The organism is Pseudomonas sp. 2957 (assembly GCF_031456345.1).
GTDB lineage: Bacteria > Pseudomonadota > Gammaproteobacteria > Pseudomonadales > Pseudomonadaceae > Aquipseudomonas > Aquipseudomonas siliginis.
The window spans coordinates 1-24,873 of the sequence record NZ_JAVDUL010000004.1; the positions used below are offsets into that span (position 1 = coordinate 1).

A 24,873-nucleotide genomic window follows, 5' to 3' on the forward strand; every position below is an offset into this window, starting at 1 on the left:
TCTCAAGGAGTTTTCCGTTTCGACTGCGCCGGAAGTGGGGCGAATTATAGACCTCTGGAATCTGCCGTCAACCGTTAATTTCGCTTTTCTTTCAATAACTTGCGTATTGGTTAAAAAACATCCAATCAAATGAGAAAAGAGCTTCTTCTATATAGAAGAAGACTTAAAGGACGCCTTCCTCCTTCAACGCAGCCACCGCGCCTGCCCCCAGACCCAGCACCCGCTGCAGAACCTCTAATGTGTGCTCACCTAATAAAGGAGGCGCATGAAGATATTCAACGGGCGTCTCCGACAATCGAATCGGGCTGGCCACCTGAGGCACCATCCCCGCCAATGCATGCGGCAGCTCTATCGCCAGACCGCGCGCCTTCACCTGGGGATCTTTAAACACCTGCGACAGATCATTGATCGGCCCACAAGGCACACCCGCCTGCTCCAGTTGAGCAACCCACTCGGCCGTGGTCTTGAAGACCGTAGCTTGGCGGATCAACGGGATCAGCACCGCGCGGTTCGCTACCCGCAGCTTGTTGGTCGCGAAGCGCGGATCATCCGCCCACTGCGGTTGGCCAGCCACCTCTGCGAACTTGCGGAACTGCCCGTCATTACCCACGGTAAGAATGAAGTCACCATTCGCCGTAGGAAAGTCCTGATAAGGCACGATGTTGGGATGCGCATTTCCCAGACGCTTTGGCGCATTGCCCGTGGTCAGGTAGTTCATCGCCTGGTTCGCCAGACACGCGACCTGCACATCCAGCAACGCCATATCGATGTGCTGGCCGCCACCGTCGTGATCGCGATGAGCCAACGCCGCGAGAATCGCCACCGTTGAATACAGCCCAGTAAGAATATCCGTGAGCGCGACACCGACTTTCACCGGACCGGCGCCCTCATCTCCGTCAGGCCGGCCGGTCAGGCTCATCAAGCCGCCAAGCCCCTGGATCATGAAGTCATACCCTGCGCGCTTCGCGTACGGGCCGGTCTGGCCGAAGCCGGTGATTGAGCAGTAGATCAGATTCGGGTTGAGAACCCTTAGCGACTCATAGTCCAGACCATAGGCCGCCAGACCGCCCACCTTGAAATTCTCGATCAGAATGTCCGACTTCGCCGCCAGGTCGCGCACCAGCTTCTGCCCTTCAGGCCGGGTGAAGTCGATGGTCACCGATTGCTTGTTGCGGTTTGCCGAGAGGTAATAAGCCGCTTCCGATGTGTTCTCGCCGTAAGCGTCTTTAAGAAAGGGCGGGCCCCAGGCGCGGGTATCATCACCATTGCCCGGGCGCTCGACTTTGATCACTTCGGCGCCAAGGTCGGCGAGGATTTGCCCGGCCCAAGGCCCGGCCAGCACTCGCGATAAATCCAGTACCCGTAGATGCGACAGCGCGCCCATGGTCCGCCCTCCTATTAATAGAACGCCTGCAGACCGGTTTGCGCACGCCCGAGGATCAGCGCGTGAACGTCGTGGGTACCTTCATAGGTATTCACCACTTCCAGGTTGACGAGGTGACGGGCCACGCCGAACTCATCGGAGATACCATTGCCACCGAGCATGTCGCGCGCCATCCGCGCAATATCCAGCGACTTGCCGCAGGAGTTGCGCTTCATGATCGAAGTGATTTCAACGGCGGCGGTACCTTCGTCCTTCATCCGGCCCAAGCGCAGGCAACCTTGCAGCGCCAGAGTGATCTCGGTCTGCATGTCGGCGAGTTTCTTCTGTACCAGTTGAGTCGCGGCCAACGGTCGACCGAATTGCTGACGATCCAGAGTGTATTGACGCGCGGTGTGCCAGCAGAACTCGGCCGCGCCCAGCGCCCCCCAGGAAATGCCGTAGCGTGCGGAGTTGAGGCAGGTGAACGGACCTTTCAGACCTCGGACGTCCGGGAAGATGTTTTCTTCCGGCACGAACACATTGTCCATGACGATCTCGCCGGTGATGGAAGCGCGCAGGCCGACCTTACCGTGAATCGCCGGAGCGCTCAGACCTTTCCAGCCTTTCTCCAGAACGAATCCACGGATATCGCCGGCATCATCCTTGGCCCAGACCACAAATACGTCAGCAATAGGGCTGTTGGTGATCCACATCTTCGCGCCGGTCAGGCTGTAGCCGCCATCGACCTTGCGCGCCCGGCTGATCATCGCGCCCGGATCGGAACCGTGGTTCGGCTCGGTCAGACCGAAGCAACCGATCCATTCGCCGGAAGCCAGTTTCGGCAGGTACTTCTGCTTCTGTGCTTCGGTACCGAATTCGTTGATCGGCACCATCACCAATGAGGATTGCACGCTCATCATCGAGCGATAGCCAGAGTCGACGCGCTCGACCTCTCGGGCAATCAGGCCATAACTGACGTAATTCAGACCACTGCCACCGTATTGTTCGGGAATGGTCGCACCGAGCAGGCCGACTTCACCCATCTCGCGGAAGATTGCCGGGTCGGTCTTTTCATGACGGAAAGCTTCGAGCACACGCGGGGCGAGACTCTGTTGAGCGAACTGCGCGGCGGTGTCGCGGATCATCCGCTCTTCTTCGGTGAGCTGTTGATCCAGCAGTAGGGGATCGATCCAGTTGAAGCTAGCTTTACCGCCCATGAGTGTGCCCTCGCAATCGGATGAATTAACGTGGCATTGATCCTAGGCGCGGTTCGCCGTCGGGGCAAACGAGGATTTCGCATTCTGTTGTGCTAATTTCTCACTCCGTACCGTCGCGAATAGCCTTTTATGCGACGTATTAGTGAGGTTGACGTACATGCGCAGGAAGATCCCCAGCACCGCCGCCCTGATCAGTTTCGAAGCTGCCGCCCGCCATGAGAGCTTTACCCGTGCTGCTGAAGAACTGTCGCTCACCCAAGGCGCCATTTGCCGACAGATCGCCAGCCTGGAAGATTTCCTCAGCGTGGAACTGTTCCGACGCTCGCGACGTGGAGTGAAACTGACCGAGGCGGGTCTTTCCTACAGTCGTCGGGTGGCGACTCAGCTTGATGCGGTGGAGCGCGACACCCTCTCGGTGATGGGCCAGCAGGGCACCAACGTCATCGAGCTCGCCGTCGTCCCGACCTTCGGCACGCAATGGCTGCTGCCACGCCTCAAGGATTTCCAGCTCAAGCACCCGGAAGTGACCGTCAACCTGACCAACCGCACCCGGCCATTCCTGTTTGCCGACACCGAATTCGATGCCGCGATTTACTTCGGCGACGCCGACTGGTCGGGTACCGAATCCCACAGATTGATGGGCGAGAATCCGATGCCGGTGTGCAGCCCCGCCCTACTCGGCGATCACACGCAGCTGACAGCGCAAGCCATCGCCGAGCTACCGCTGCTGCAGCAGACCACCCGACCTTACGCCTGGCGCCAATGGTTCAACTCGCAACAGCTGAATATTCCGCGCGACATGACAGGTCCACGCTACGAGCTATTCTCCATGCTTGCCCAGGCAGCCATGCACGACATGGGCGTTGCGCTGATTCCGCCCTTTCTGATTCAGCGCGAGCTGACAGAGAAACGTCTGGTGGTTGCCAACTCTCAAGCGCTCTCCAGCATCAAGGCCTATTACCTGATGATTCCGGAGCGAAAGGTCGAATCGGCATCGCTGAAAGCATTTCGTGACTGGCTGGTAAATCAGGCGCAGAGCTACAGCCTAGAAGAATAAGGGCTTTGCGCAATACATAACCCCGTAGTCAGAAAAATCGAAGCCCTACAGATATAACTATTTGTCGCTTCTGAGCAGACTGTATCCGAATGTCGTACAGACGTCCCACAAGCTGCCAAACACGTGGCTTTGAGCCTCTAATGGCGACTCATTGCTGCCTATTCACGCCACCGATGCGAATTTTTTTCAAATTCAGCCAGAATCCTTGCAGGGCACGGCCTGCAAGGGGTTCAACTGGCCATCTGCGACATTCGGTCACGGCATGACTTGTAGTTAATTTTCCGTCACCCGTCATAATCCCTTGAAGGGCATAAAGTTCGCCTGCAAAATGCCGCGCCCCGCCCTGATTCGGCGGGATCGTGCTGATCGGCCGCCCCAGTCGCACCATCCGTAGTGCATGGGTTTACTCAATAAGATCACGCAGGAGATTTGACGTGCACATTGGTGTTCCTCTCGAAACCCAGACCGGTGAAACACGGGTTGCTGCAACCCCGGAAACCATCAAGAAGCTGATCAGCCAAGGCCATAAGGTCACTGTGCAAAGCGGCGCTGGCGTCAAAGCCAGTGTCGTCGACAGTGCCTATGAAGCGGCCGGCGCAAGCATTGGCAGCGCCAATGACGCGTTTGGCGCCGAGCTGATTCTCAAAGTGGTCGCGCCAAGCGATGCCGAACTGCCGCTGATCAAGCGCGGCACGGTGCTCGTGGGCATGCTCAACCCGTTCAACAACGAGACCATCGCGAAGATGGCCGAATGCGGCATTACCGCATTCGCCCTCGAAGCGGCGCCGCGCACCTCGCGGGCGCAGAGTCTTGATGTGTTGTCGTCGCAGGCGAATATCGCCGGCTACAAAGCGGTGTTGCTCGCGGCTCACTATTACCCACGCTTCATGCCGATGCTGATGACTGCTGCGGGTACCGTGAAAGCGGCGCGGGTGCTGATTCTTGGCGCAGGCGTGGCCGGTTTGCAGGCGATTGCCACGGCGAAACGCCTGGGTGCGGTGATCGAAGCGTCCGACGTGCGCCCAGCGGTGAAGGAACAGATCGAATCCCTCGGCGCGAAGTTCGTCGACGTGCCTTACGAGACCGATGAAGAGCGCGAATGCGCCGTCGGTGTCGGCGGTTACGCGCGGCCGATGCCGGCGAGCTGGATGCAGCGTCAGGCCCAGGCCGTGCACGAGCGCGCCAAGCAGGCCGATATCGTCATCACCACCGCGCTGATTCCGGGCCGCAAAGCGCCGACGCTGCTCAGCGCCGAGACCGTGGCGCAGATGAAGCCGGGCTCGGTGGTCATCGACCTAGCGGCCGCTCAGGGTGGCAACTGTCCGCTGACCGTCGCCGATCAGGTCGTTGTGGAAAACGGTGTGACGATCGTCGGTCCGACCAACCTCGCCGGTGAAGTCGCCGCCGACGCTTCGGCGCTGTACGCACGCAACCTGCTGGACTTCCTCAAGCTGGTGTTCACCAAGGAAGGCCAGTTCGACGTCAACCTCGAAGACGACATCGTCGCCGCGTGCCTGATGTGCCGCGACGGCCAAGTCATCCGCAAAAACGCCTAAGCAGGGATTCAGACGATGGAAGAGCTTATCTCCCCCGGTATCTACAACCTGATCATCTTCGTGCTGGCGATTTATGTCGGTTACCACGTGGTCTGGAACGTTACGCCTGCGCTGCACACGCCGTTGATGGCAGTCACCAACGCGATCTCGGCGATCGTGATCGTCGGCGCCATGCTCGCCGCTGCGCTGACAGTCACGCCTTTGGGCAAGACCATGGGCACGCTGGCTGTGGCACTGGCGGCGGTCAATGTGTTCGGTGGCTTCCTGGTCACCCGCCGCATGCTTGAGATGTTCAAGAAGAAAGCCCCGAAAGCAAAAGAAGAGGCGCCGAAGTAATGAGCATGAATCTCGTGACGACGCTCTACCTGATCGCGTCGATCTGCTTTATCCAGGCCCTCAAAGGCCTGTCGCACCCGACCACCTCGCGGCGCGGCAACCTGTTCGGCATGCTTGGCATGGCACTGGCCATCATCACCACGGTCGGCCTCATCTATAAGTTGGGCGCTGAACTGGCCACGGCTGGCATCGGTTATGTGATCGTTGGCCTGCTGGTCGGCGGCACCGCCGGTTCGATCATGGCCAAACGCGTTGAAATGACCAAGATGCCGGAACTGGTAGCGTTCATGCACAGCATGATCGGCCTCGCGGCGGTGTTCATTGCCATTGCGGCAGTGGTTGAGCCGCAGTCGTTGGGTATCGTCAAACAGCTGGGCGATGCGATCCCGGCGGGCAACCGTCTGGAGCTGTTCCTCGGTGCGGCAATCGGTGCGATCACTTTCTCCGGTTCGGTGATTGCCTTTGGCAAGCTCTCGGGCAAGTACAAGTTCCGCCTGTTCCAGGGCGCACCGGTACAGTTCAGTGGCCAGCACAAGCTCAATGCGATTCTGGGTCTGGCAACGCTGGTTCTCGGTCTGACTTTCATGTTCACCGGCAACCTTACGGCGTTCGCACTGATGCTGGCGCTGGCGTTCGTGATGGGCGTGCTGATCATCATCCCGATCGGCGGCGCCGACATGCCGGTGGTGGTGTCGATGCTCAACAGCTATTCCGGCTGGGCGGCGGCGGGGATCGGCTTCTCGCTGAACAACTCGATGTTGATCATTGCCGGCTCGCTGGTGGGTTCGAGCGGTGCGATTCTCTCGTACATCATGTGCAAGGCGATGAATCGGTCCTTCTTTAATGTGCTGCTCGGTGGCTTCGGCAATACGGCAGATGCAGGTCCTGCCGGTGCGCAGGAAGCCCGCCCGGTGAAATCCGGCTCGGCTGACGACGCAACCTTCCTGCTGACCAACGCCGACACCGTGATCATCGTCCCGGGTTACGGTCTGGCAGTGGCCCGTGCACAACACGCACTGAAGGAATTGACCGAGAAGCTGACCCATCGCGGCGTAACCGTGAAGTACGCGATTCACCCGGTGGCCGGTCGGATGCCTGGGCACATGAACGTTTTGCTCGCCGAGGCCGAAGTGCCTTACGACCAGGTGTTCGAGATGGAAGACATCAACTCCGAGTTCGGTCAGGCCGACGTGGTGCTGGTGCTCGGCGCGAACGACGTGGTCAACCCGGCCGCGAAGAACGATCCGAAGTCACCGATTGCCGGTATGCCGATTCTCGAAGCGTTCAAGGCCAAGACCATCATCGTCAACAAGCGCTCGATGGCCAGCGGCTATGCCGGTCTGGACAACGAACTGTTCTATCTGGACAAGACCATGATGGTTTTCGGCGATGCGAAGAAAGTCATCGAAGACATGGTCAAAGCGGTCGAGTAATTCACCACTGCAATAGCGAACGCCCCGACTTGTCGGGGCGTTTTTGTTTGCGCCAGACGCTGGACAATTTGCCGCGTTGTTGCAGATCCGGTAACGGTGTTTTACTGCAAACCCGCGAAATAGAGGCCTCGTTTGCGACCTTGGTAGCGGGACAGGCGCCGGCCAAATTCACTAGACTGCGCATCCTGCTACTCGTTGCCCGAGATAATAATCCATGTACCGTGACCGTATTCGCCTGCCTTCGTTGTTGGATAAAGTGATGAGCGCTGCCGACGCCGCTGCTCTGATTGAGGACGGCATGACCGTCGGCATGAGCGGTTTCACCCGCGCCGGCGAAGCCAAGGCCGTTCCCCACGCACTGGCCGAGCGCGCCAAGGTCACGCCGCTGAAGATCAGCCTGATGACTGGCGCCAGCCTGGGCAACGACCTCGACAAGCAACTGACCGAGGCCGGCGTGCTGTCGCGGCGCATGCCGTTTCAGGTCGACAGCACGTTGCGCAAGGCAATCAACGCCGGTGAAGTGATGTTCATTGACCAGCATCTCTCGGAAACGGTCGAGCAGTTGCGCAACCAGCAATTGAAGCTGCCGGACATCGCCGTCATCGAGGCAGTCGCCATCACCGAACAAGGCCATATCGTGCCGACCACTTCGGTGGGCAACTCGGCCAGCTTCGCGATCTTCGCCAAACAAGTGATCGTCGAGATCAACCTGGCCCACAACGCCAACCTCGAAGGCCTGCACGACATCTATATCCCGACGTACCGCCCGACGCGGACGCCAATCCCGCTGGTGAAAGTCGACGATCGCATCGGCAGCACGGCGATCCCGATTCCACCGGAGAAGATCGTTGCGATTGTCATCACTCAGCAGTCGGACTCGCCATCCACAGTATCGGTACCGGACGTTGACACCAATGCCATCGCTGAACACCTGATCACTTTTTTCAAGCAGGAAGTCGCGGCCGGGCGCATGACCAACAAGCTTGGCCCACTGCAGGCAGGCATCGGCAACATCGCCAACGCGGTGATGTGCGGCTTGATCGACTCGCCGTTCGAAGACCTGACCATGTACTCGGAAGTGCTCCAGGATTCGACCTTCGACCTGATCGATGCCGGCAAGCTGAGCTTCGCCTCGGGCAGTTCGATCACCCTGTCCGAGCGCCGCAACAGCGACGTGTTCGGCAACCTGGAGAAGTACAAGGACAAACTGATTCTGCGGCCGCAGGAGATCTCCAATCACCCGGAAGTGGTGCGGCGCCTGGGTATCATTGGCATCAACACCGCGCTGGAGTTCGACATCTATGGCAACGTCAACTCCACCCATGTCTGCGGTACGCGGATGATGAACGGCATCGGCGGTTCCGGCGACTTCGCACGCAATGCGCATCTGGCGGTATTCGTGACCAAGTCGATCGCCAAGGGTGGCGCGATTTCCAGCGTGGTGCCGATGGTCAGCCACGTCGACCATACCGAGCATGACGTCGACATTCTGGTGACCGAAGTCGGCCTCGCCGACCTGCGTGGCCTGGCGCCACGGGAACGTGCACGAGTGATCATCGACAACTGCGTGCATCCGGACTTCCGCCAGGCACTGAATGATTACTTCAGCGCTGCCTGTGCAATCGGCGGTCACACCCCGCATATTCTGCGCGAAGCCCTGAGCTGGCATATGAACCTGGAAGAAACCGGGCGCATGCTGGCAGTGTGATTCACACAGATAACCACCGAGGCAAACACAGTTTTGCGTCGGTGGATGTTCGCAAAGAACACGATCACCAAAAACTGTACTGCTGTACCGGTCTTTTCCTACAGCAAAGCCCCACTCAACCCCCTGATACAAGCCAAAATGCACCAATCAAGTGCAGACAGGTACAGTTTGCTCAATTTAGACCCGTACACCACCCATAAACAGTTAACTGCTCACTCACAATACAAATGAACTGTATCTACAGAGACTAGGCAAACGAGAGGATCATGGGCACCAGTCAAACCACTACCTGATCCCGCCACAAGCGGAAGGATGTCAACCATGGAACGTACACTCAGTTCCGAACTGTTCTTCGAAGACAAAGCTGTAAACACCCAGGCTTCCCTGCCTCTGCGCGTTATCGCCAACCTGATGTTGTGGCAGCGCCGCATCTCCAGCCGCCACCAACTGGCCCGTCTGGATTCGCGTCTGCTGGCCGACGCCGGTATCAGCGAAGCACAACGCTACGAAGAGCTGAGCAAGCCGTTCTGGCGCTAAGCAGCGTCGCTGGCTCTGGTCGTCAGACCCACCGCCAGCAACCCGAATTGCACAAGCAAAACCCGTCGTGGGCAACCACGACGGGTTTTGTCGTTTCAGGGCCTTGAATGCTCTAAAACGTATAACTGAATGAGTAGAGGTACAATTCACGAAAGCCCCAGATAACACCAGTACAGTTATGCAGAACCTTTGGAGTATCACTGGCCACCACTGGGCGAACCGGATTTGGCAGCCTAATATCCATGCAGAACGTGGCGAACGTTGCGCAACAGGCGTCTGACTCCTCAGATACCGAGCCACCTCTCACTACGGTTTATCCAAAGGAGTTACATCATGACCCGTCTTCGCCTGCTCAGTGCCGCCGCTCTGCTGGCCGTGGCTGCCAACGCCAGTGCTACCAGTTTCATCGTCACCACCGACTCGATCGTCGGCGCGCTGAAAGCCACTTCCGACGCCACTTCCGATGTGACCTCCTCGTTCCGTGACGACAAGATCGTCCTCGCCGCCCGCGACGATGCCGCCAGCTTCGTGGCCAGCGAAGGCGATATCCGTGGGGTAAAGCTGGAAAGTGCGCTCGATCACATCCGCCATCAGGCGCCACAACTCAATGCCACCGATGCCCAATTGGCTCAGGCCATTCTGACGCTCTGATCGCTTGCGGTATTGCGGGACACGCCAGCCGTGTCCCGATGTTTCAACGCTGGCTCTGGCCCGGGCATTTGCGCTAGCCTTCAGGCTCGCTAACAGTTGTCGAGTCCCATGCGCTTTCTTCCAACTTTGCTCATCTCTTCTACTCTATTCACCGCCTGCTGGGCGATGTCTGTCAACGCCTTCGATGCTTTCAATGCATCGACCCAAGGCACGGTTGTCAGCGGTTACGCCACCAGCATGGTGTCTTCTGCGCCGTTCGACCGTAAACTGCTGCGCGCCGCCCATGATGACGCGGCCGCCTTCGTCGCCAGTGACGGTGAATGGCGAGGCGCACGGCTGGAGTCCGCGCTGCATTACCTGCGCAAAACCCGGCCGAAACTTCATGCCAGCGACCTTGAACTGGCAGAGGCAATTCTCGTCCAATAGTTATCCTTGTCCTTCCGGAGTCGTTCCATGCGTAGCCCGCTGATTGCTGCCGCCCTTGGCCTGTTTGTGTTGGCCGATGTGGCCCAGGCGCACACCCTGGTAGCCACCAGTAACATCATCGTTCGTGCCTCCCAGCGCAGCATCGATTTCACTTCCGATACCACCACGTCGATTCGCGATTCGAAAATCATCCGCGAAGCCCACGACGACGCCGCCAGTTTCGTCGCCAGCAACGGCGACATCCGTGGCGCGCACCTCGAGGCCGCTCTCAACACATTGCGTACACGGGTGCCGGAAGCGCGCGACGCCAGTGATCAGGTACTCGCCGAAGCCATCCTCGCACTGTGAGGTCCGTTGGCGCCTGGCTGCTGGCCGGGGCGTTGTTGCTGCTTGGCAACAGCGCCCACGCCGGCCTGCAATTGCGGCTCAAGACCGAGGGTCTGAGCCCCGCTCAACAACAGGCCAGTCAGGCGCTGATCGATGAGGCCATGGCGAAACTGCCGCCGAGCTTCATCGAGCGGCTGGATCGGCGTATCGATGTCGGCTGGACCGACGACATGCCGGCCAATGCTTACGGGCAGGCGACGCTGGTTGCCGAACTTGATCTGAATCGCAAGCTTCTCGCAGCTCTCACCGATGGCAGCGCGGCGAAAGAGAAAACAAATCGCCCCCACGGCACTGTGCGCCAGGAACTGCTAGCCACAGTGCTGCACGAAATCACGCATATCTACGACCGCGCGCGTTTATGGCCAAGCGCCGAACGCACGTTGATCCAGCGCTGCACCCGACGCTTCAACAGCGCCGGGCTGATCGGTATTCCCGATGAGTGTCGCGGGCAGAACCGTCGGCGCTTCACCATCAGCGACGACCCGCGCCTGCTTGACCTCGCCGGGTGGCAACAGTACGTCGGCCGCCGTGGCGAGCGTGAACAACACAACCGCCAGATCGCGCGCAGCCCGGATCTCTACGAGATTTCCAGCCCCAAGGAGTTCGTTGCGGTCAACATGGAGTACTTCCTCCTCGACCCGAGCTACGCCTGCCGCCGCCCGGCGTTGTATCGCTACTACAAGGAACATTTCGGCTGGGCGCCGCCAGCGCAGGACACCTGCAGCAAGAGCTTTGCCTTTCTCAATGCGGGCAATGACTTCGCCAAGCAGCCTCTGGGGCAAGTCGATCCGGAGCGCGTCTACGCTGTCGATTACCTGCTGGCCGAGGCCAATCAGAACTGGGTCAGTCGCTGGGGCCACAGCATGTTGCGCCTGGTGATCTGCGCCCCCGGTCGCCCGCGCGGTCCGGATTGCCGCCTCGACCTTGACCAGCACCTGGTGCTGTCCTATCGCGCCTTCGTTGGCGATGTGCAGCTGTCGAGCTGGGATGGACTGGTCGGCAAATACCCGTCGCGGCTGTTCGTGTTGCCGCTGGCACAGGTGATCGACGAGTACACCAAGACCGAGCTGCGCAGCCTCGCTTCAGTGCCGCTGAACCTGTCTCGCGAGGAGATCGAGGGCGTGGTCGAACATGCCGCCGAGATGCACTGGAGCTACGACGGCAACTATTTCTTCCTGTCCAACAACTGCGCGGTAGAGGGTTTGAAACTGTTGCGCAGCGGCAGCAATAACAGCCAACTGGTCGGCCTCGACAGCATCATGCCCAACGGCTTGCTGGAAGTGCTCAAGGGCCGTGGTCTGGCCGACACCAGTGTGCTCGACGATCCGAAAGAAGCGCTGCGTCTGGGTTACCGCTTCGACTCGTTCCGCGATCGCTATCAAGCGATGTTCGATGTATTGAAGAAGCAGCTGCCGATCAAGCAGACCACTGTCGAAGACTGGCTGTCACTCAGCGCTGAGCAACGCCGCGAATGGTTCGACCGCGCCGACCTGCGCACCAGCGCGGCGCTGTTGCTGCTTGAGCAGGCGAGTTTCCGCCGACAGTTGTTGCTGGCACAGGATGAGGTCAAGCAACGTTACCTCGGCGCCCGCGAGCTGGAAAACGGCGGCATGGACAAGGCCAACGCGACCTTGCAGGAGATTCTCGCCAACAGTGGTTTCCTCAGCCGCCCGGCGGAACTGCTCGACTCTAAAGGTTACGGACTGCCCCAGCCGAGCGAGTTTGGCCGACTGGAAGCGGAAAGCAGCCAGCGGCAGAAGAAGCTGCTCGCCCTGTCCGGCGACCTCGATACTGAAGTGCGCAAGCTGCTCGAACCCAAGCGCGCCGCCGAGATTGCCGCCAGCGAGGCCAACGTCAAGCAGATTGGCGAGCATTTGCGCAAACTGCACAAGGCTTCGGGCGGACTGCAATTGCCCTGAGCACAAAAAAGGCTTCAGAACGCCTGTTCTGAAGCCTTTTTGTTTTCCCCTGCGGCCTTAGACGCGAGCCTTGCGCACGCCTTGGGACAGCGCCGAACACAGACTCAACACGCCATCGATGGCCTGCTCAGGCGTATCGGCACTGGCGATGTGATCAATCAGCGCCGAGCCCACCACCACACCGTCAGCCAGACGCGCGATGGCCGCAGCCTGCTCCGGTGTACGGATACCGAAGCCAATGCTGATCGGCAGGTCGGTATGCCGACGCAGACGTGCAACCGCCTCTTCCACGTGTTCCAGAGTCGCTGCACCGGCGCCGGTGACACCCGCGACCGACACGTAGTAGACAAAACCGGAACTGCCGTTGAGCACACGCGGCAGACGCGCGTCGTCGGTGGTCGGCGTGGTCAGGCGGATGAAATCCAGCCCGGCAGCCTGCGCCGGGTCGCACAGTTCTTCATTGTGCTCTGGTGGCATGTCGACCACGATCAGGCCATCGACGCCGGCATCCTTGGCTTCTGCGATGAAACGCTCGACGCCGAATTTGTGAATCGGGTTGAAGTAACCCATCAACACCAGCGGCGTGTCGCTGTTGCTTTCACGGAATTCGCGCACCATTTGCAGGGTTTTCGCCAGATTCTGTTTGGCGCCCAGGGCGCGAATGTTGGCCAGCTGGATCGCCGGGCCATCGGCCATCGGATCGGTGAACGGCATGCCCAGTTCGATCACGTCGGCACCTGCGGCAGGCAGGCCTTTGAGGATTGCCAGCGAAGTGTCGTAGTCAGGATCACCAGCGGTGACGAAGGTCACCAGCGCGGCGCGGTTCTGTTGCTTGAGGTCGGCAAAGCGGGTTTGCAGGCGGCTCATCAGTGTTTCTCCTGCTGCGACTGTTGCATATGGTGCATCACGGTTTGCATGTCCTTGTCACCACGGCCCGAGAGATTGACCACCATCAGGTGATCCTTCGGCAGCTTCGGTGCACGTTTGAACACTTCGGCCAGAGCGTGGGCGCTTTCCAGGGCAGGAATGATCCCTTCCAGACGGCAGCATTTGTGGAACGCTTCAAGCGCTTCGTCATCGGTTACCGAGGTGTACTGGACGCGGCCGATGTCATGCAACCAGGCGTGTTCAGGACCGATGCCCGGATAGTCGAGGCCGGCGGAGATCGAATGGGCGTCGATGATCTGCCCATCGTCGTCCTGCAGCAGGAAAGTGCGGTTACCGTGCAGCACGCCCGGCACCCCGCCGTTGAGGCTGGCCGCGTGCTTGCCGGTTTCGATGCCGTAACCGGCGGCTTCGACACCGATGATCTCCACGCTCTTGTCATCGAGGAACGGGTGGAACAGGCCCATGGCGTTGGAACCGCCACCGATGCATGCCACCAGACTGTCCGGCAGACGACCTTCTTGAGCCTGCAGCTGATCGCGGGTTTCCTTGCCGATGACGGCCTGGAAGTCGCGGACCATTGCTGGATAAGGGTGTGGGCCGGCCACGGTGCCGATCAGGTAGAAGGTGTTGTCGACGTTGGTCACCCAGTCACGCAGGGCTTCGTTCATCGCGTCTTTCAGGGTGCCGGTGCCGGCCACGACCGGAATGACTTCAGCGCCCAGCAGCTTCATGCGGAAGACGTTGGCCTGCTGACGTTCGATGTCGGTGGTGCCCATGTAGATCACGCAATCGAGACCGAAACGCGCAGCAACGGTGGCCGTGGCCACGCCGTGCATGCCGGCGCCGGTCTCGGCGATGATGCGCTTTTTGCCCATGCGCCGCGCCAGCAGGATCTGGCCGATGCAGTTGTTGATCTTGTGCGCGCCGGTGTGATTCAGCTCTTCACGCTTGAGGTAGATCTTGGCGCCGCCGCAGAACTCGGTCAGGCGTTCGGCGAAATACAGCGGGCTCGGACGTCCGACGTAATCACGCTGGAAGTAGGCCAATTCTTCTTTGAATGCCGGATCTTCCTTGGCCGCTTCGTATTCGCGAGCCAGGTCAAGGATCAACGGCATCAGGGTTTCCGCTACATAACGGCCACCGAATGCACCAAACAGGCCGTTGGCGTCAGGGCCGTTACGCAGATCAGAGGTGTTCGAAGTCTGGGTCATGGGTCGCTCCAGGTGAATTCGGTCAGAAGACAATGACGACCACTCTACCCCTGACTTTCCAGGCTGAAAACCGATAAGATCGCCACAACCTGTCAGGAAAACTCACAGATACCATGAGCCACGACCTTCCCCCGCTCAATGCCTTGCGCGCCTTCGAGGCCACCGCCCGTCTGAACAGCGTCAGTCAGGCTGCCGAGCAGCTGCATGTCACTCACGGCGCTGTCAGCCGCCAGCTGAAAGCGCTTGAAGAACATCTCGGCGTGAGCCTGTTCGTCAAGGACGGGCGCGGCTTGAAACTCACAGATGCCGGCGTGCGTCTGCGCGATGCCAGCGCTGAGGCGTTCGATCGCTTGCGCACTGTTTGTGCGGAATTGACCCAAAGCACTGCCGATGCGCCGTTCGTGCTTGGTTGTTCGGGGAGTCTGCTGGCGCGCTGGTTCATTCCGCGTCTGGGACGGCTGAATGCCGATTTGCCTGATCTGCGCTTGCACCTGTCGGCCGGTGAAGGCGATCTCGATCCTCGGCGCCCGGGCCTTGATGCGCTATTGCTGTTCGCCGAGCCACCGTGGCCGGCCGATATGCAGGTCTACGAACTGGCGGCGGAACGCATCGGCCCGGTGATGAGCCCGTTATTCAGCGGTTATCAGAACCTGCACGACGCTCCTGGCGCAGAATTGCTCGAGCAGCCCTTACTGCATACCACTTCCCGCCCACAAGCCTGGCCCAGCTGGGCGCAGCAAAACCACCTCGATCCCAAGGCGTTGAAGCTCGGGCAAGGTTTTGAGCATTTGTATTATTTGCTGGAGGCGGCTGTTGCAGGTCTCGGCGTGGCAATCGCACCGGAGCCGTTGGTAATCGAAGATCTGAAGGCAGGACGCCTGGTTGCGCCATGGGGCTTCTGCGAAACCCCGGCGCAACTGGCGTTGTGGCTACCCAAGCGCGCCGCGGACGGGCGCGCCCGGCAACTGGCGCAGTGGCTCAAAAACGAGCTGCGCCAGCCTGATCACTCACCGCGCTTGAACAAAAAGTAGGCAGCGAGCAGACCGATTGCACCGACAGCCACGCCAGCCGTGGTCCATGGGTGTTCCTGCGCATAGTCACGAGTGGCAATGCCGGTCTCGCGGGTTTTCACTTTGACTTCTTCGTACGCGTCGCTGAGCAGATGACGGGAATGTTTCAGTGCACTTTCGGCATTGCTTTTCAGCGCCTTGAGGGTCTTGCGCGACTCGTCCGAAGCATCGTCTTTCAAGCTTTCCAACGATTTGAGCAGACTCTCGATCTCGGCTTCCATGCTTTGCAACGAGGCTTTACGTAAAGAGGTGTTGGCCATGGTGGCTCTCCTGCATTGGTGATGAGTGGCGTGTGTTGGTTGGGACTTCAGCATGTCGAGAAAGTGCAGAAATTCTGAACTTCGGCAGCGCAGCGCCGCCGAAATCAACAGTGCAATTGCCTGCTAGGCTCAATTTCACACGCCATTCCAACCCAAGGAGAACGCCATGAGTGACCATCACACGTACAAGAAAGTCGAGCTGGTCGGTTCGTCCACCACCAGCATCGAAGACGCCATCAACAACGCACTGGCCGAAGCCAACAAAACCCTGCGCAATCTGGAATGGTTCGAAGTGACCGAAACCCGTGGCCATATCGAAAACGGCCAGGTGGCGCACTTTCAGGTCACGCTGAAAGTCGGCTTCAAGATTGCCGCCAGCTGAGTTTGAGCTAGTCTTCTGAACTTGCGCGCTGGCCGAGTGCCATAGGGAATGGCAAAGCGCTACAAGGTGAGCGCATCGGGTGGATGACCCGATGCCCGCCTCATTCAATCCGACCAGGGAGTGCGACCGATGAAGAAGTTCATGTTGGCAGTAGGTTTGTTGAGCCTTGCGGGTGGTGCGTTTGCAGCCGGCAAGCCATGTGAAGAGCTGAAAAGCGAAATCGCCGCGAAGCTCGACGCCAAGGGCGTATCCGGTTATTCGCTGGAAGTTGTCGACAAGGGTGCGGCCGCTGATGGCGACGTCGTCGGCAGTTGCGAAGGCGGCAGCAAGGACATCGTCTACAAGCGAGGTTGATTGCACCTGAAATACAAAAGCCGACGTGGATGCGTCGGCTTTTTTGTGGACGATGATTTTCCGGGTAGGAGCTGCGGGACGCTGCGATCTTTTGATCTTGATTTCAAATCATAATCCAAAGATCGCAGCCTCGTTGCACTCGACAGCTCCTACAAGGGTTCGCGTTATCCCTTCATGACTTGGGCCAGCAATTCGTAGGAATGGATGCGATCGGCGTGTTCGTAAAGATCACTGGTGAAAATCAGCTCATCCGCCTGGGTCTGCTCGATCAACACTTCCAGTTTGGCGCGGATCTTCTGCGGGCCGCCGACCATGGCGAGGCCGAGGAAATCGCCCACCGCTTCACGTTCATGGGGCAGCCACAGACCGTCCATGGTTTTCACCGGCGGACGCTGCACGAGACTCTGACCACGCATCAGCGCAAGAATGCGCTGGTACACAGACGTCGCCAGGTAATCGGCTTGCTCATCGGTATCGGCGGCCACCAGCGGCACGCCGAGCATTACGTACGGTTTGTCGAGCACCGCCGACGGTTTGAAGTGGTTGCGGTAGATGCGGATCGCCTCGTGCATGAAGCGCGGCGCGAAGTGCGAGGCGAAGGCGTAAGGCAAGCCGCGCTCACCCGCCAATTGCGCACTGAACAGGCTTGAGCCGAGCAGCCAGATCGGCACGTTGGTGCCGGTGCCGGGCATGGCGATCACCCGTTGCTCCGGGGTGCGCGGGCCGAGGTAGCGCATCAGTTCGGCAACGTCTTCAGGGAAGTCGTCAGCGCTGCCCGAGCGCTCACGGCGCAAGGCGCGGGCGGTCATCTGGTCAGAGCCGGGCGCGCGACCCAGACCCAGGTCGATCCGTCCCGGGTACAGGCTCTCGAGGGTGCCGAACTGCTCGGCGATCACCAGCGGCGCATGGTTGGGCAGCATTACCCCGCCGGAACCGACGCGGATGGTCGACGTGCCTCCGGCCAGATAACCGAGCAACACCGAAGTTGCCGAACTGGCGATGCCGTCCATGTTGTGATGTTCGGCGACCCAGAAGCGCGTGTAGCCGAATTTCTCGGCATGCTGCGCCAGATCCAGCGAGTTGCGCAACGATTGCGCTGCGCTGCCGTTTTCGCGCACTGGCACCAGGTCGAGGGTGGAAAATTTTACGTCGGACAGTTTTTTCATGAACCTGCATCTCCGGGTGGGGAGGCAGGTTTTTCTTGCGAGCGAAAACCTGCCAAATCCATAAGCGTGTTTTATGGAATGAGGGCATATACCCGAGATTCAATAGCAGCGACGAAATTTCCTACTAAAAAAGTCAACGATTCAGCCAGGCTGAACTTTGTTCCGCCGTCTATCCTCAGAAGCCTTGCTAGTAAAAACCGCGACGGCGCGGCGTTCCGCGCCACATTTGAGGAGGCAGACATGGCTATCGTGAAAAAGGCATCGGCGCATTGGGAAGGCGATCTGAAAACCGGTCTCGGCTCGATCTCCACCGAAACCGGCGTACTGCGGGAAGCACCGTACGGCTTCAAGGCGCGCTTTGAGGGCGGCAAGGGCACCAACCCGGAAGAACTGATCGGCGCGGCTCACGCCGGCTGCTTCTCCATGGCGTTTTCGATGATTCTCGGCGATGCCGGCCTGAAGGCAGACAGCATCGACACCAACGCTGAAGTCACCCTCGATCAGGTTGACGGCGGCTTCGCAATCACTGCGGTAAAGCTGATTCTCAAGGCGAAGATTCCAGGCGCAACTCAGCAGCAGTTTGAAGAACTGAGCAACAAGGCCAAGGAAGGTTGCCCGGTTTCCAAGGTGCTGAATGCGAAGATCACGCTTGAGGCTTCGCTGGTCAGCTGATTCGGCGTTTGCCGGGCTGACGCCTTCGCGAGCAGGCTCGCTCCCACAGGGGATTTGTGCACGTCGCAGATCCAGTGTGGGAGCGAGCCTGCTCGCGAAGGCAGTCTCGAAACCTGCTCAGCGGCCGGCAATTAATACAAGGTGTGAGCAAAGTCAGAACCCGCTCTGCAGAATTGTGGTCGAATAATCGACAGCAGCTTCAGCGCACACCCGTGCGCGCTGCCTCAAGGAGCTTCATCGATGAAACGTATTGGCTTGGCGATCCTTTGCAGTGCACTGGCCACTTCCGCTTTCGCAGCCCCCAAGGACTGCGAAAAGCTCAAAAAGGAAATCGAGGTCAAAATTCAGGCGAAAGCGGTCCCTACGTACACCCTGGAAATCATCACGGCGGAGGAGGCGAAGCAGCATGACTCAGCCATGATCGTCGGTTCTTGCGAGAACGGCACCAAACGGATCATCTACCAGAAAAACGACAGCTGAAGCGCTAGATGATGCAGTGGAACTCGCGGTCTTCAGCAACGATCTCGCGCTTGGCATTGTACAAACGCGCGCTCGGCGTAAACGCCAGCGAGCGGCCTTCCAAGAGATAACGCTGGCCGGCCTCGAAGTGGTCATAGCGGATCGTCAGATAACACAAACGCTCCACCGGGCCGGTGAGCAGACTGCCACCACCGCCAAACACTTCGAAGTCGAAACGCACCCGCAGCTCGTGGCTGCCGGGCGTCACCTGAAAGAAGCGCCCGTCGCTCAAGCGCTGGTTATCGAGACGCTCGGCCATCAGCAACTTGCCGCCGGGGCTTGGCGTAGAGAAGTCGACCCAGGCCATGTGCGGGTCAACCGGTGGCAATGGCGTCTGGCAACCGGCGACAAGACCGACAACGAGCAACAGTAGCAAGGTACGCATGATGGATATCCGCAGATTCGAATAGCCAGCATAGCGCCGATCAACTGCTCTGACAGCCCGCCGGTGTGCCCTGACCGACAACCTTGCGCTGTTCGTCATACAGCTTGGCCCAAGGCCGGAAGCCGATGCTGCCCGCCTGCAGCTGATAGCGCTGGCCGGCATTGAAATCCTTGAATTTCACGCTCAACTGGCAATCGCGCCACAGCGGTTCGGCAGTCGGGCCGATGTTGGTGGCTTCGACCGGAAATTGATAGCGCACCTTCAGCTCATGGCTGCCGGGCTGCACTTCGAAATAGCGTTTGTCGATGGCCTGGGTGGCATCGACTTGTACGGCTTGCAGCGCCGTGTCGTGTTGGCGAGCGTCAAGATCGATCCAGGCTTGCGAAGGGTCGGGGTCGGGCATTCCGAATCCGGCACAACCGGCCAGCGTCAGCAGGCCTCCTGTCAGCATCAACATGCGCATAGCGGTGCTCCTTGAGGCGGGATAGTCTTGGGCAGACTTTCCGGGGAATTTCTTATTTTGATCAGGCCGTTTTCCAGCCTTGGGTTACTTGATCGCGTTTTTCCGATTTTGTTTCCGGGTGTATTGTTTTTGTTGCTCAACGGTTGCGCCAGCGTCAGCTATTACAGCCAGCTCGCCAGCGGCCAATTGCAATTGCTGCGCGCCCGGGAGCCGGTGGAGAAGGTCATTGCCGACCCCAGCCGCGATGCCAAATTGCGCGCGCATCTGGCTCAATCACAAAAGGCCCGTACCTTTGCCAGCGAGCATCTGCATTTGCCGGATAACCAGAGCTATCGCCTTTACGCCGATATCCATCGCCCCTACGTGGTGTGGAATGTGTTCGCTACTCAAGAGTTCTCCCTGACACCGCAGAATCACTGCTTCCCGATTGCCGGCTGCGTGGCCTATCGCGGCTACTACAGCCAGAGCGCAGCCCGTGGCGAAGCGGCGATTCAACGCTTGCAGGGCATGGACGTGTCGATCGGCGGGGTCGAGGCGTACTCGACGCTCGGCTGGTTCAATGACCCGATCCTCAATTCGATGATGGGCTGGGGCGATGAACGACTGGCCACACTGATCTTTCATGAGCTGGCGCACCAGAAGTTCTATGTGAAGGACGACACCGAGTTCAACGAGTCATTCGCCACCTTCGTCGAGCAGGAAGGCACGCGGCAATGGCGCGCCTTTCGCGGGCTACCGGCAGAGTCGGATGCGAGGCTCAAGCAGCGTGACCAATTCATCGAACTGGTACTCGCCACGCGCTCACGACTGGAGAAGCTGTATGCGCAGCCGCTGTCGGTTGAGCAAATGCGTGAGCACAAAGCAGCTGAATTCGAGCGCTTGCGCCGGGAGTATCAGGCAACGCGCGACAGTCAGTGGGCCGGGGACAAACGCTATGACGCTTGGGTCAATGCGCCACTGAACAACGCGCGATTGTTGCCGTTCGGGTTGTATGACCAGTGGGTGCCGGCGTTTGCGGCGCTGTTCAGGCAAATGGATGGGGATTGGCTGAGGTTTTATGCCGAGGTTGAGCGGTTGGGACGGTTGCCGGTTGATGAGCGTAAGGCGGCGCTGGAAGCGCTGGCCCAGTCCTAAGGAACTCGGAGGCATAACGGCTCTTTCGCGAGCAGGCTCGCTCCCACATTGGATCGCGCTGCCTCTGTGGGAGCGAGCCTGCTCGCGAAGGCTATTTCATCAGCGCTGCAAAAACGCCTGATGCAACTCGTCCAAGGTTTCAAAGTGATAAGCCGGCGCCTCGGCATTCAGTTCTTCAAAACTGCCGAACCCATAGCCCACCGCCGCCGCATCCAGGCCATTGCTGCGCGCGCCGATCAGGTCGTGCTTGCGATCGCCGATCATCAGGGTCTGCGCCGGGTCCAGGCGTTCTTCCTCAAGCAAGTGCGCAATCAACTCAACCTTGTTGGTCCGCGTGCCGTCCAGCTCGCTGCCGTAGATCACCTTGAAGTGGCGGGCGAAGTCGAAGTGCCGGGCGATCTCGCGGGCGAACACCCACGGTTTGGAGGTGGCGATGTACAACTGCCGCCCCTGCCCGCTCAAGGTTTCCAGCAACGGCGTGACCCCGTCGAACACCCGATTCTCATAGAGGCCGGTCACCTTGAAGCGCTCACGGTAGAAATTCACCGCTTCCCAGGCCTTGGCCTCGTCGAAGTCGTAAAACTGCATGAACGCTTGCAGCAGCGGCGGGCCGATGAAGTGTTCCAGTTTGCTCAGGTCCGGCTCGTCGATGCCGAGATTGGCCAAGGCAAATTGAATTGAGCGGGTGATGCCCTCACGCGGGTCGGTCAGGGTGCCATCGAGGTCGAACAGTACAGTCTGGTAGTGCATGGAAATTCCCGAGCAGGTGTAAGGCGATTCAGAGCTGGTCGTAGCCTTCGGCCAGATGCAGGTCCTTGAGCTTGACGTAATTCGCCGCGCTGTAGGTGAAGAAGGCGTTTTCCTTGTCGGTCAGCGGGCGCACTTGCTTGACCGGGCTGCCGACATACAGGAAGCCGCTCTGCAGGCGCTTGCCCGGCGGCACCAGGCTGCCGGCGCCGATGATCACATCGTCTTCCACCACGGCACCGTCCATGACGATGCTGCCCATGCCGATCAATACGCGGCTGCCAACGGTGCAGCCGTGCAGCATGACCTTGTGGGCGATGGTCACATCATCGCCGATCAGCAAGGGAAAACCGTCCGGGTTGAACGGGCCGGCGTGGGTGATGTGCAGCACACAGCCGTCCTGCACGCTGGTGCGCGCACCGATGCGGATGCGGTGCATGTCGCCACGGATCACCGTCAGCGGCCAGACCGAGCTGTCTGCGCCAATTTCGACGTCGCCGATCACCACCGCCGAACCGTCGACGAATGCGCCGTTGCTCAGGCGTGGGGTGTGATTCTGATATTTGCGAAGGGACACGATTAGTTCTCTCTCTGTCGCCGATAGCTGCGGTGAGTGTCGATTGTAATTAAGATGGGCGCATGTTTCTTCCAGCCAAGGTGCCAACCGTGAGCGTGAACAACCCTCTTTTGCAGTCCTACGACCTGCCGCCGTTCTCCACGATCCGTGCCGAACACGTCCTGCCCGCCATCGAAACCATCCTCGCGGACAACCGCGCCGCCATCGCCGAAATTCTCAAGACCCAGGGCAAGAACCCGACATGGGCCGGTCTGGTGCTGGCGATGGACGAACTCAACGATCGCCTCGGTGCGGCATGGAGCCCGGTCAGCCATCTTAACGCCGTGTGCAACAGCGCCGAATTGCGTGAAGCCTACGAGTCGTGCCTGCCGGCTCTGAGCGCCTACTCCACCGAGATGGGCCAGAACCGCGAACTGTTCCAGGCGTATGAAGCGCTGGCCAACAGTCCGGAAGCTGCCAGTTTCGACGTCGCGCAAAAAACCATTCTGGAACACGCCCTGCGCGATTTCCGCCTGTCGGGTATCGACCTGCCGGAAGCCGAGCAGAAACGTTACGCCGAAGTGCAGAGCAAGCTGTCCGAGCTCGGCAGCCGCTTCTCCAACCAATTGCTCGACGCCACTCAGGCGTGGACCAAACACATTACCGATGAAGCCGCCCTCGCCGGCCTGACCGATTCAGCCAAGGCGCAAATGGCTGCCGCCGCCCAGGCCAAAGGTCTGGATGGCTGGTTGATCACTCTGGAATTCCCCAGCTATTACGCGGTGATGACCTACGCGCAAGACCGCGCGCTGCGCGAAGAAGTCTACGCCGCCTACTGCACCCGTGCCTCGGATCAAGGCCCGAATGCTGGCCAGAACGACAACGGCCCGGTGATGGAAGAGATCCTCGACCTGCGCCAGGAATTGGCCCGACTGCTGGGCTTCGCCAGTTTCGCCGAGCTGAGCCTGGCGACGAAAATGGCCGAATCCAGCGATCAGGTGCTGAGCTTCCTGCGGGATCTGGCCCAGCGCAGCAAGCCGTTCGCCGCGCAGGATCTGCAACAGCTGCGCGCTTACGCTGCCGAACAGGGCTGCGCCGATCTGCAAAGCTGGGACAGTGGTTTCTACGGTGAAAAACTTCGCGAGCAGCGTTACAGCGTCGCCCAGGAAACCCTGCGTGCCTACTTCCCGATCGATAAGGTCCTGAGCGGTCTGTTCGCCATCGTCCAGCGTTTGTACGGCATCGAGATCGCCGAGCAGAAAGGCTTCGACACCTGGCATCCGGACGTCCGCCTGTTCGAGATCAAGGAAAACGGCCAGCACGTCGGCCGCTTCTTCTTCGACCTGTATGCCCGCGCCAACAAGCGTGGCGGCGCATGGATGGACGGCGCCCGCGACCGTCGTCGCACCGTCGACGGCGTGCTGCAAAGCCCGGTGGCCAATCTGGTGTGCAACTTCACCCCGGCCGACAGCGGCAAGCCTGCGCTGCTGACCCACGATGAAGTGACCACCCTGTTCCACGAGTTCGGCCACGGCCTGCATCACCTGCTGACCCGCGTCGAACACGCTGGCGTATCCGGCATCAACGGCGTGGCCTGGGACGCGGTCGAGCTGCCGAGCCAGTTCATGGAAAACTGGTGCTGGGAGCCGGAAGGCCTCGCGCTGATCTCCGGCCACTACGAGACCGGCGAGCCACTGCCGCAGGACCTGCTGGAAAAAATGCTCGCGGCGAAGAATTTCCAGTCCGGGCTGATGATGGTGCGTCAGCTGGAGTTTTCGCTGTTCGACTTCGAACTGCACGCCACCCACGGCGATAGCCGCAGCGTGGCCCAAGTGCTGGAGGGCGTGCGTGACGAGGTGTCGGTGATGCGTCCACCGGCGTACAACCGCTTCCCTAACAGCTTTGCGCACATTTTCGCCGGCGGTTACGCAGCCGGTTACTACAGCTACAAGTGGGCCGAAGTGTTGTCCGCCGACGCCTTCTCGAAATTCGAGGAGGACGGCGTGCTCAACGCTGAAACCGGTCGTGCGTTCCGTGAAGCGATTCTGGCGCGCGGCGGTTCCCAGGCACCGATGGTGCTGTTCGTCGACTTCCGGGGCCGTGAGCCGTCGATCGACGCGCTGCTTCGCCACAGCGGCCTGAGTGAGGACGCGGCAGCATGAGCGACGGCCCTGTGATCACCAAGAAGCGCTTCATCGCCGGGGCGGTCTGCCCGGCGTGCAGCGAGCCGGACAAGTTGATGATGTGGAACGAAGACGGCGTGCCGCACCGCGAATGCGTGGCCTGCGGTTACTCCGACACGCTCAACGAGCAAGGCCTGTCGGTGCCCAAAGAGCTGGGCACGCGGGTCAATACCAGCGCGCTGAAGCCTGCCGCCGACAAAAAGGTTCAGGCGGTGCAGTTCTTCCCCAACCCCAAGTTGAAGAAAAAGCCCGACGAGCAACAATGACAACGACCGCTGCCTGCCGATCATCGT

The 24,873-nt window shown here is 59.8% G+C and carries 28 protein-coding genes; 18 read left to right on the forward strand and 10 right to left on the reverse strand.

Annotated elements, in window-relative coordinates:
• Positions 1 to 163 precede the first annotated feature (163 nt).
• Entirely contained in the window at positions 164 to 1,384 is a 1,221-nt protein-coding gene (locus J2Y39_RS14670; RefSeq protein WP_310218438.1) for a CaiB/BaiF CoA-transferase family protein, read from the reverse strand.
• 14 nt (positions 1,385 to 1,398) lie between these two features.
• Positions 1,399 to 2,580 (reverse strand): acyl-CoA dehydrogenase, encoded by a 1,182-nt coding sequence (locus J2Y39_RS14675; RefSeq protein ID WP_024015035.1) that lies wholly within the window; start codon positions 2,578 to 2,580, stop codon positions 1,399 to 1,401.
• 157 nt (positions 2,581 to 2,737) lie between these two features.
• On the opposite strand from J2Y39_RS14675, the gene J2Y39_RS14680 reads away from it, so the two are divergent.
• The 10 genes from J2Y39_RS14680 to J2Y39_RS14725 all read left to right on the forward strand — a co-directional run bounded on the left by J2Y39_RS14680 (position 2,738) and on the right by J2Y39_RS14725 (position 12,590).
• Positions 2,738 to 3,637: a LysR family transcriptional regulator gene (locus J2Y39_RS14680; RefSeq protein ID WP_095182267.1), complete on the forward strand. Its 900-nt coding sequence runs from the start codon at positions 2,738 to 2,740 to the stop codon at positions 3,635 to 3,637.
• Positions 3,638 to 4,071: 434 nt separating this feature from the next.
• On the forward strand, positions 4,072 to 5,193 hold the full coding sequence (locus J2Y39_RS14685) for a Re/Si-specific NAD(P)(+) transhydrogenase subunit alpha (RefSeq protein WP_041476446.1): 1,122 nt from the start codon (positions 4,072 to 4,074) through the stop codon (positions 5,191 to 5,193).
• Between the two features lie 15 nt (positions 5,194 to 5,208).
• Positions 5,209 to 5,529, forward strand: a complete 321-nt coding sequence (locus J2Y39_RS14690) for an NAD(P) transhydrogenase subunit alpha (protein WP_003220416.1) — start codon at positions 5,209 to 5,211, stop codon at positions 5,527 to 5,529.
• A complete protein-coding gene (locus J2Y39_RS14695) occupies positions 5,529 to 6,962 on the forward strand; it encodes an NAD(P)(+) transhydrogenase (Re/Si-specific) subunit beta (RefSeq protein ID WP_041476447.1) in 1,434 nt (477 codons plus the stop codon). The genes J2Y39_RS14690 and J2Y39_RS14695 overlap by 1 nt, the downstream gene beginning before the upstream one ends.
• Before the next feature lie 214 nt (positions 6,963 to 7,176).
• Positions 7,177 to 8,670, forward strand: coding sequence for an acetyl-CoA hydrolase/transferase family protein (locus J2Y39_RS14700; RefSeq protein ID WP_071173986.1), 1,494 nt, complete (start codon positions 7,177 to 7,179; stop codon positions 8,668 to 8,670).
• A gap of 321 nt (positions 8,671 to 8,991) precedes the next feature.
• A complete protein-coding gene (locus J2Y39_RS14705; RefSeq protein ID WP_007911656.1) occupies positions 8,992 to 9,207 on the forward strand; it encodes a DUF1127 domain-containing protein in 216 nt (71 codons plus the stop codon).
• Positions 9,208 to 9,540: 333 nt separating this feature from the next.
• A complete protein-coding gene (locus J2Y39_RS14710; RefSeq protein WP_016772298.1) occupies positions 9,541 to 9,858 on the forward strand; it encodes a DUF2388 domain-containing protein in 318 nt (105 codons plus the stop codon).
• A 108-nt stretch (positions 9,859 to 9,966) separates the two neighbouring features.
• Entirely contained in the window at positions 9,967 to 10,284 is a 318-nt protein-coding gene (locus J2Y39_RS14715; protein WP_041476449.1) for a DUF2388 domain-containing protein, read from the forward strand.
• Positions 10,285 to 10,311: 27 nt separating this feature from the next.
• Positions 10,312 to 10,632, forward strand: a complete 321-nt coding sequence (locus J2Y39_RS14720; RefSeq protein WP_041476450.1) for a DUF2388 domain-containing protein — start codon at positions 10,312 to 10,314, stop codon at positions 10,630 to 10,632.
• Positions 10,629 to 12,590, forward strand: coding sequence for a DUF4105 domain-containing protein (locus J2Y39_RS14725; RefSeq protein ID WP_041476451.1), 1,962 nt, complete (start codon positions 10,629 to 10,631; stop codon positions 12,588 to 12,590). The genes J2Y39_RS14720 and J2Y39_RS14725 overlap by 4 nt, the downstream gene beginning before the upstream one ends.
• A 57-nt stretch (positions 12,591 to 12,647) precedes the next feature.
• Here the strand turns inward: J2Y39_RS14725 and trpA are convergent, their stop codons facing one another.
• The gene (trpA, locus tag J2Y39_RS14730) at positions 12,648 to 13,457 is read right to left on the reverse strand and encodes a tryptophan synthase subunit alpha (RefSeq protein ID WP_076564881.1); all 810 of its coding nucleotides are present in this window, start codon (positions 13,455 to 13,457) and stop codon (positions 12,648 to 12,650) included.
• Entirely contained in the window at positions 13,457 to 14,689 is a 1,233-nt protein-coding gene (gene trpB, locus J2Y39_RS14735; RefSeq protein ID WP_016772302.1) for a tryptophan synthase subunit beta, read from the reverse strand. The genes trpA and trpB overlap by 1 nt, the downstream gene beginning before the upstream one ends.
• Before the next feature lie 113 nt (positions 14,690 to 14,802).
• On the opposite strand from trpB, the gene J2Y39_RS14740 reads away from it, so the two are divergent.
• Positions 14,803 to 15,720, forward strand: coding sequence for a LysR family transcriptional regulator (locus J2Y39_RS14740; protein ID WP_310218448.1), 918 nt, complete (start codon positions 14,803 to 14,805; stop codon positions 15,718 to 15,720).
• On the opposite strand, the gene J2Y39_RS14745 is transcribed toward J2Y39_RS14740, so the two are convergent.
• Positions 15,693 to 16,019, reverse strand: coding sequence for a YqjD family protein (locus J2Y39_RS14745; protein WP_039757078.1), 327 nt, complete (start codon positions 16,017 to 16,019; stop codon positions 15,693 to 15,695). The genes J2Y39_RS14740 and J2Y39_RS14745 overlap by 28 nt on opposite strands.
• A gap of 166 nt (positions 16,020 to 16,185) precedes the next feature.
• Between J2Y39_RS14745 and J2Y39_RS14750 the strand changes: the two genes are divergently transcribed.
• Positions 16,186 to 16,401, forward strand: coding sequence for a dodecin (locus J2Y39_RS14750; RefSeq protein WP_016772305.1), 216 nt, complete (start codon positions 16,186 to 16,188; stop codon positions 16,399 to 16,401).
• Between the two features lie 129 nt (positions 16,402 to 16,530).
• Positions 16,531 to 16,755, forward strand: coding sequence for a DUF1161 domain-containing protein (locus tag J2Y39_RS14755; RefSeq protein ID WP_071173980.1), 225 nt, complete (start codon positions 16,531 to 16,533; stop codon positions 16,753 to 16,755).
• Positions 16,756 to 16,919: 164 nt separating this feature from the next.
• Here the strand turns inward: J2Y39_RS14755 and J2Y39_RS14760 are convergent, their stop codons facing one another.
• A complete protein-coding gene (locus J2Y39_RS14760; RefSeq protein ID WP_041476454.1) occupies positions 16,920 to 17,921 on the reverse strand; it encodes an LLM class flavin-dependent oxidoreductase in 1,002 nt (333 codons plus the stop codon).
• Between the two features lie 240 nt (positions 17,922 to 18,161).
• Here J2Y39_RS14760 and J2Y39_RS14765 point away from each other — a divergent pair, with 240 nt between their 5' ends.
• Together J2Y39_RS14765 and J2Y39_RS14770 are read left to right on the forward strand one after the other, a co-directional pair.
• On the forward strand, positions 18,162 to 18,593 hold the full coding sequence (locus tag J2Y39_RS14765; protein ID WP_016772308.1) for an OsmC family protein: 432 nt from the start codon (positions 18,162 to 18,164) through the stop codon (positions 18,591 to 18,593).
• A gap of 240 nt (positions 18,594 to 18,833) precedes the next feature.
• Positions 18,834 to 19,073 carry a DUF1161 domain-containing protein gene (locus tag J2Y39_RS14770; protein ID WP_252879192.1) on the forward strand — a complete coding sequence of 80 codons (240 nt, stop codon included), beginning with the start codon at positions 18,834 to 18,836 and terminating at the stop codon, positions 19,071 to 19,073.
• 4 nt (positions 19,074 to 19,077) lie between these two features.
• On the opposite strand, the gene J2Y39_RS14775 is transcribed toward J2Y39_RS14770, so the two are convergent.
• Complete coding sequence (locus J2Y39_RS14775; RefSeq protein WP_150743242.1) at positions 19,078 to 19,497, reverse strand: hypothetical protein; 420 nt, start codon at positions 19,495 to 19,497, stop codon at positions 19,078 to 19,080.
• Positions 19,498 to 19,537: 40 nt separating this feature from the next.
• A complete protein-coding gene (locus tag J2Y39_RS14780) occupies positions 19,538 to 19,960 on the reverse strand; it encodes a hypothetical protein (protein ID WP_252885100.1) in 423 nt (140 codons plus the stop codon).
• A 57-nt stretch (positions 19,961 to 20,017) separates the two neighbouring features.
• On the opposite strand from J2Y39_RS14780, the gene J2Y39_RS14785 reads away from it, so the two are divergent.
• Positions 20,018 to 21,094, forward strand: coding sequence for an aminopeptidase (locus J2Y39_RS14785; RefSeq protein WP_095182276.1), 1,077 nt, complete (start codon positions 20,018 to 20,020; stop codon positions 21,092 to 21,094).
• A gap of 99 nt (positions 21,095 to 21,193) precedes the next feature.
• On the opposite strand, the gene J2Y39_RS14790 is transcribed toward J2Y39_RS14785, so the two are convergent.
• Together J2Y39_RS14790 and J2Y39_RS14795 are read right to left on the reverse strand one after the other, a co-directional pair.
• The gene (locus J2Y39_RS14790) at positions 21,194 to 21,844 is read right to left on the reverse strand and encodes an HAD family hydrolase (RefSeq protein WP_024015022.1); all 651 of its coding nucleotides are present in this window, start codon (positions 21,842 to 21,844) and stop codon (positions 21,194 to 21,196) included.
• A 28-nt stretch (positions 21,845 to 21,872) separates the two neighbouring features.
• Complete coding sequence (locus J2Y39_RS14795; protein ID WP_016772314.1) at positions 21,873 to 22,418, reverse strand: gamma carbonic anhydrase family protein; 546 nt, start codon at positions 22,416 to 22,418, stop codon at positions 21,873 to 21,875.
• A 62-nt stretch (positions 22,419 to 22,480) separates the two neighbouring features.
• Here J2Y39_RS14795 and prlC point away from each other — a divergent pair, with 62 nt between their 5' ends.
• Together prlC and J2Y39_RS14805 are read left to right on the forward strand one after the other, a co-directional pair.
• Positions 22,481 to 24,559, forward strand: a complete 2,079-nt coding sequence (gene prlC / locus J2Y39_RS14800) for an oligopeptidase A (RefSeq protein ID WP_310218459.1) — start codon at positions 22,481 to 22,483, stop codon at positions 24,557 to 24,559.
• A complete protein-coding gene (locus J2Y39_RS14805; RefSeq protein WP_016772316.1) occupies positions 24,556 to 24,846 on the forward strand; it encodes a YheV family putative zinc ribbon protein in 291 nt (96 codons plus the stop codon). The genes prlC and J2Y39_RS14805 overlap by 4 nt, the downstream gene beginning before the upstream one ends.
• The last annotated feature ends 27 nt before the right edge of the window (positions 24,847 to 24,873 follow it).